We start from the raw sequence: 6,263 nt of genomic DNA on the forward strand, positions 1-6,263 counted from the left end.
GCTACCATGAAAATTAATCGCTGTAATATCAAAAAAAGGCATTACTAAATTAGACGCAGCTCAGTCAATTTTTTTAAAACGAGAGCGCCGACATAGTGTTTTATCTGATGATAGTTGACTAGTTTAAGATACTTTAGGTTCTTGTATAGAGACGATGTATCCCAATCCTTCGAGTCTCCGAAGTGAATGATTTACAATTGATTGCTGTCTCTGTTTGTCAAAATAGTCTTCGCCTAGATCTACATACATTTCTTTACGAGTTAAAAGGTAATAGGCTATTCTCATCATGGCATGTGCAACTACAATACCAGCGCGTTTCCTGCCTTTTCTCGAGGCTGTTCGCCTATACAATGCTCCTAGATAGTTCTTCGAACCTTTTACTGAATGAGCTGCTTCTGTTAATGCTGATCTTAAATATTTGTTGCCCTTTTTTGTTTTTGCTGATTTTCTTTTCCCAGCACTCTCGTTATGACCTGGTACTAAACCAGCCCATGAACACATATGTGGTGCAGTTGGAAATTGATTTTTAACGTCAGTTCCTACTTCAGACATGATTTGCTCAGCCATTCTTCTTGCTATACCAGGAATAGAATCTAATCGTTCAATATCTTCTTGATAAGTGTTCATTCTTTCTGCAATCTCAGAATCAAGCATATCTATTTGATCTGTTAAAAAATCAATATGTTTTAAAATAGTTTTCAGCATTAGTCGCTGATGTGAGCTAACGTATCCTTTTAGCGCTAATTCTAACTCTTCCTTTTTCTTTTTCATTGATCGACGAGCGAAGTTTGCAAGTATTTCGGGATTATCTTCACCATCTGCGATTGCGTTAAGCATATCTCTAGCTGATACTCCCATAATATCTGACACAACTGATCCTAACTTAATATTCGCTCCTTCCAACACTTTTTGAATGCGATTGTGTTGCCTGGCACGTTCTTCAATAATGCTTCGACGATAACGAACGAGCTCACGTAATTCACGTTGATTTCGATCAGGAATATAACTAGCTTTAATCAGTCCGTGCCGCAGAAGCTTAGCTATCCATTCAGCATCCTTAACATCAGTTTTACGTCCTGGAACTGCCTTCATATGCTGTGCATTGACAACTAAAAACTCAATATCCTCAGCTTCTAGTAAATTCACAATAGGCTTCCAGTAAACACTTGTGCTTTCCATGGCAACATGTGTGCATTTGTACTGTTTAATCCAGTCAACTAGTTGGATCAAAAACACAGTCTTAGTTGAAAAAGTTTGAATCTCCTTCCCTTGTGGTGTGATAATACATGCAGTAATGTTGTCCTTATGGACATCCATACCACAGGCTCTTTCAATAATTACATCCATTGAAATTTTTCCTTTCTACGGCGATTGTTAGAATTAGAGGCTGGTGCATCAACCAGAATAGGATTAATCTACCATGTGTGCTTCCCGTAAGGGAGCGACAATCAGTGGTGCACCGTGGTCGGTGGAGTCAGACTAAAGGATGGGCTCTAACGCACCAAACACAAACGACCTTCCTCTCCCAGCCGTAGAATCAGTATTGACAGTAAAAAACCATTTTCATTCTCTGTGGTGAAGCGCTGGTTTTTGCGCTTCATGGATGGCTAAAGGGGAAGGTGTGCGGCCGAGCCTAGGTCGTATCATATAACGGGTGGGATTCCCGTCGAGTAAGAATTAGCCATTCACTCGTAGCGAGTCTTGGAGGGCTAAAGGTAACTTTGGTCTTTAAGCGTAGACAGTTAGGTGACGGGCCGAAAGCCAAATGGTTGAAGGGATTGAGCTCCATAATGTTAGTAAATCGAGAGGGCTGATGCTTTACCTTCAGCAGAAAGCAATATTTCATTTTTCGTATATGGCGAGAAGAATGAAACCTCTCTGGGGTCAGAGACCTTGGCACGTTACACATTGATATGATACGGCAACTCGGGAGGCCCTAATCGGTCTTTTCTAGTTTAGAAGAGTATGGTGTACAAGCGATACAAAGCAAGGAAGCTAAACGCCGATTAGGGAGTCGGATAGCAGCGTAGTACCTATGAAGTTGGGTAATGCCGATGGAGGAAAGGCTGCTACCAAGTTACCACCTTTGCTAGGGATACATTTACTACACACAGAGGTAGGCCTACACTCAGAGGTAGGGATTAATAAATGGAAACAAAACTAGTAAAGATAGCAGGAGTAGCAAGTTATACTTGAAAGAGACAAGCTGCCTTTTGTGAATGGTAACTAGGAGGAGCCGTGTGCGTGAATAGCGCAAGCACGGTTCTGTGAGGGGAGAGGAACGCAATCTACCGAGAGGTAGAGAGGTTCCCTTCTACTCGACTAGTTAAATAACAGCTTATATAAAATTTAGAAATGAGGATACACATAATGGTGGTGGGCTTTCAATTTGATTGTTTCTTTTATCAAGTAGGACATGGGGATTTCCTTCATTCTTTTTTTTCAACAATTAGCTATCACCTAGAACCTGATGGCTGGGGAACTAGCTACCCTAAACTATTAAATGACTTGTACTACAAAGAACTAAGTTGTAATGATATACCTAAAGCCATAGAAGAGACAGAAGTTATTAGAAAAAAACTTGTTGATTATCTACCTTCTCAAGTAGTTTGGGATATTGATAATTTAAATTCAAAGCCACCGTGGGGAGATAACATTAGTTCAGAAATAACGAATTTATCAAATTATTTTAAGACTAGTGATGGAAGGGACTTATTCGAATTGTTGCATACAGCTTTAACTGCTGCTTACGAAGATAAGTTTAACTTAAAGATATCTTCTTTATAAAATGACAATAAACATAACAATTTTGACATTTTATTCTTGCACTAAAGGGTAAGTTTAGTTGAACAAGAATTCTTTATCCTTACCTATTTCTTAAAAAGCTTAGTTCCCTCATTGTTTGGGGACTTCCTGTTTAATTTATTCATTTATCTTTGGCCATTCAATGCTTTAGCTATCGACTTAGGAACAAGAAACACGACAAATAAAATTATCATTACGTTTAATAGATAAATAAAGATATTAAAAGAGAAAACTGACTCAAAATCAAATCCAAATTTATATGGCAGAGGAGGATCAATATTCTGTATACTCTGCTTAATATATGGAATTGGTAATCCTAAATTAATATGGCCTCCATCCACCTCTCTGGAGAGGCTTCTAGCATAATCAAGTTCTCTTTGGCTATTGAACGTTTTTCCAGTAACTGAAACAGTTAATAAAGTAAATTTATTAGATGCGATAAAATAAAAGAAAAATCTAACCCTCATTACTTCCTCCATTTAATACATAGAATTTCTATATATATAATAGCCCAACAATCATTATATAGTAAACCTATTATGGTGCTTTAAAATTAATTGATTACAGGTGTTTGCTAAATCCTGATGAATGCAGGATTAGTTACAGTTCTTGTTGAAGTAAAGGGTAAGCTTAGCTGAAGAAGGAGTGTAGGAAAACCTTGGAGAATATTTTTAGGAAAGAATGCTGGAATGGAGGATTTCAATGATTGCCAAGGAACCCAATACACCTAATTTTTCAGATGATCAAATTAGGGAACTAACAGATATTGTTTTTCTTGAAGAAAAGCTGCCATCCCCTTGTGATGTTATATTTGTTTTTGGAGGAACTCATTCGGGTCATTGGGAAAAAGCAATTGAAGCATATTTTAATGGCTTAGGTAATAAGCTCATAGTTACAGGTGGTTTCAATCCGAAGGTGAAATTATATGAGTCCCGTGAAATTGTAAAATATTTGGTTGAGGCAGGGATTCCGAAAAGGGATATTGTATTTGAAGATAAATCCTCAAATACTCTAGAGAACGTTCTATTTGCCAAAGAAGTCTTTAACTTTGGAGCAATAAATACAGTTCTCTTTATTTGTAAGAGTTATGCGGCAGGTAGTCAGTATCGAACTTTGGTTCAACATTTACCTGGCCATCTTGAATTTGTTAATTTTTCATTTGATGCAAAATTTAATGGAACGACTGTGGCAAGGGATAATTGGTTTAATTCCGAAACAGGTCGTAAACGGGTATGGGGTCAATACTTAAGAATTATTGAATATGGTAAAAAAGGAGATATTCTTCCATTAAAAAAACAAATTGAAGGTTTATAAGATATATAATGATGAATTATTTATGAACTAGTTTTAAATTGGTGCGTTGATCCAGTAGAAAATTTTGGGGAGTAATTCATGGAACATTTAAAATCACTTACTGGAATTTATTATTTAGGATTAGGTTGTGGATTATGGAATAAAGAAGAAGTAATTGACTGGAGTGATAAAGTAATTGTAACAATTGATAATCCTCCTCTTGAGTTACTTGAAGTTTCTATGATGTCAAAATCCAAAATTGATGATATAGAGAATAAATTATTCGAGTTAAGCAAGATAGATGATGAAGAACACTCCGTGCAGATTGTCTTATCTATTATTGCTGAAATGCTTGAACTAAAGCACATTACCATTGAAAGAGCTATTAGGAGCACTTCAAGACTATTAGTGCATACTGGACTATCATGGGAAAGTAGATATTATAATTTATATTCATTTGATGATAGCTACGACTTAGCTTGTAACGGAGTTCATTTTGAAATTAATGAAGTTGAGAAAGAATTTATCAATGAGCTGGAGCCTTTTAAAAAGGTAATTAGTGAATTTAAAGAACTGTACTTTTCGGTAACTAGACAAGAATGGGCAAAATGAAAAATCAACTATAGGGTAAGAATAGCTCAAGAAGACAAGCCTTACTATCTAGGAGGAAGTAAGGCTTTTTCGTTGAACTTAAATAAAGAGCAATAAACTTTAGTAGTTTTAATGGAGGTTTAGTATTTTTGAAAAGATACTTTTTATACAATGAAGATACCCAAATCCATGTAACTGAATGGGGAGAAATAGATAAACCAGTGATTTTTTGTTTACACGGATTGGGAAGTACTAGTCTTAGTTTTATAGAAATAGCTGAACATCTTAAAGGGGAGTATAGAATAATAGCTATTGATGCACCAGGACATGGAAAAACATCTGCTTTTAATAATGAAAAAGAATATGAAATGTATTTTATCGCTGATTGGTTGAATAAAGTAATTGATCTTATAGGTATTGATCATTTTTATTTTTTATCTCACTCTTGGGGAAGCTTTGTTGCATTATTCTATCTTAGGAAGTACCAATCAAGAGTAAGAGGTTCTATTCTAATTGATGGTGGTTATCAAACAAAGAGATTAGATGACCTAACTGTGGATGAAGAGGCAACCTTCTATTATAACGACTTTGAGGAATATGTTTTTGAAGATTGGGATGAATTCTTCAGAAGTGAAAAGAACACTTATTCTAGATGGTCCTCACTATTAGAAGTTGCTGTAAATTACCTTGGTGTAAATAGAGAAAATAAGGTACATTGGCATGCTAGAGGAGAAGTAGCTGCACATATTATCAGAGCTATGCACAAAGATGAAACTGAAGAAATCTATCAAAGTATAAGTCTAATGTAATCTTACTCAGGGCAACATTACCTGAATCTTTAGAGGCATATAGGAACAAAACAGCTACCACGTTCCAACAGAATACAGGTGGTAAGGTAAAAGTAGTTCGTAATGCTTCACATTTATTACATTGGGACAACCCTACTGTTGTTATTGAAGAGATAAGGAATCATTGGAATTAGGCACAATTTTTGACTAAAGGGGAAGGATAGTTGAACAAGGTTAAGATTAGAGAGGTCGTTTATTAAATATAGCTTTTTCTAGTTGGCCAGTTATTCTACTGGTCAATTTTCTAAGATTATATAAAAAAGGCAGTTTATTATTTTTTATTTAAAAGGAGGGGAACAGATGAAAATATTAGATAATTTTTTTAAGATGAAATTTATAGTATTTATTTCTTTTGTAAATTATATCTTCTTTTATTTTTTTCTAATTGGTAATTTAAATTTTAGTTTACAATTTGGTAAGTTTCTAATTTTTCCGTCAATTGTTTCACTTATAATTTCAGTATTGATTGCTTTTCTATTGTACTTGGTTCATAAGAAAAGATTAAATAAATCAATGTATTTTATTGCTATTGCTGAAATAATAATCACTGTTATAGTAATGATTGAAATCTATGAAATCCTGACCTTTATCCTATTCTTCGATTCTTAGAATTTATCAGCATTTTAATCTTACTTGCTATTCAACAGATTGTTTCTAGGGGTGGGAATAAGGAGGAGTTGTTACCACTTAAGCTACAGGAAACAATGGTTGTTGAACTAAAGGGAA

At 35.1% G+C, this 6,263-nt stretch carries 5 protein-coding genes and 1 pseudogene; 4 read left to right on the forward strand and 2 right to left on the reverse strand.

Features of this window, described 5'->3' with window-relative positions:
• Positions 1-123 precede the first annotated feature (123 nt).
• Positions 124-1,347 (reverse strand): IS110 family RNA-guided transposase, encoded by a 1,224-nt coding sequence (locus tag JR050_RS01365; protein WP_204201714.1) that lies wholly within the window; start codon positions 1,345-1,347, stop codon positions 124-126.
• A gap of 1,023 nt (positions 1,348-2,370) precedes the next feature.
• Between JR050_RS01365 and JR050_RS01370 the strand changes: the two genes are divergently transcribed.
• Positions 2,371-2,787, forward strand: a complete 417-nt coding sequence (locus JR050_RS01370) for an immunity 70 family protein (protein WP_204201726.1) — start codon at positions 2,371-2,373, stop codon at positions 2,785-2,787.
• Between the two features lie 143 nt (positions 2,788-2,930).
• Here the strand turns inward: JR050_RS01370 and JR050_RS01375 are convergent, their stop codons facing one another.
• Complete coding sequence (locus JR050_RS01375; RefSeq protein ID WP_204201727.1) at positions 2,931-3,272, reverse strand: hypothetical protein; 342 nt, start codon at positions 3,270-3,272, stop codon at positions 2,931-2,933.
• A gap of 235 nt (positions 3,273-3,507) precedes the next feature.
• Between JR050_RS01375 and JR050_RS01380 the strand changes: the two genes are divergently transcribed.
• From JR050_RS01380 to JR050_RS01390, 3 genes and pseudogenes are all read left to right on the forward strand, one after another.
• Positions 3,508-4,119 (forward strand): YdcF family protein, encoded by a 612-nt coding sequence (locus JR050_RS01380; protein ID WP_204201728.1) that lies wholly within the window; start codon positions 3,508-3,510, stop codon positions 4,117-4,119.
• A gap of 78 nt (positions 4,120-4,197) precedes the next feature.
• Positions 4,198-4,710 carry a protein kinase gene (locus JR050_RS01385; RefSeq protein ID WP_204201729.1) on the forward strand — a complete coding sequence of 171 codons (513 nt, stop codon included), beginning with the start codon at positions 4,198-4,200 and terminating at the stop codon, positions 4,708-4,710.
• Between the two features lie 128 nt (positions 4,711-4,838).
• Positions 4,839-5,671: pseudogene (locus tag JR050_RS01390) on the forward strand (alpha/beta fold hydrolase).
• The last annotated feature ends 592 nt before the right edge of the window (positions 5,672-6,263 follow it).

Origin of the sequence: Bacillus suaedaesalsae, from assembly GCF_016890225.1 — a bacterium.
Classification (GTDB): Bacteria; Bacillota; Bacilli; order Bacillales; family SA4; genus Bacillus_BS; species Bacillus_BS suaedaesalsae.

Bases quoted from the DNA above. Each gene is read 5' to 3' on its own strand.
- JR050_RS01385 (WP_204201729.1), top strand. From the start codon at position 4,198: ATGGAACATTTAAAATCACTTACTGGAATTTATTATTTAGGATTAGGT.
- JR050_RS01370 (WP_204201726.1), top strand. From the start codon at position 2,371: ATGGTGGTGGGCTTTCAATTTGATTGTTTCTTTTATCAAGTAGGACAT.
- JR050_RS01375 (WP_204201727.1), bottom strand. From the start codon at position 3,272: ATGAGGGTTAGATTTTTCTTTTATTTTATCGCATCTAATAAATTTACT.
- JR050_RS01365 (WP_204201714.1), bottom strand. From the start codon at position 1,347: ATGGATGTAATTATTGAAAGAGCCTGTGGTATGGATGTCCATAAGGAC.
- JR050_RS01380 (WP_204201728.1), top strand. From the start codon at position 3,508: ATGATTGCCAAGGAACCCAATACACCTAATTTTTCAGATGATCAAATT.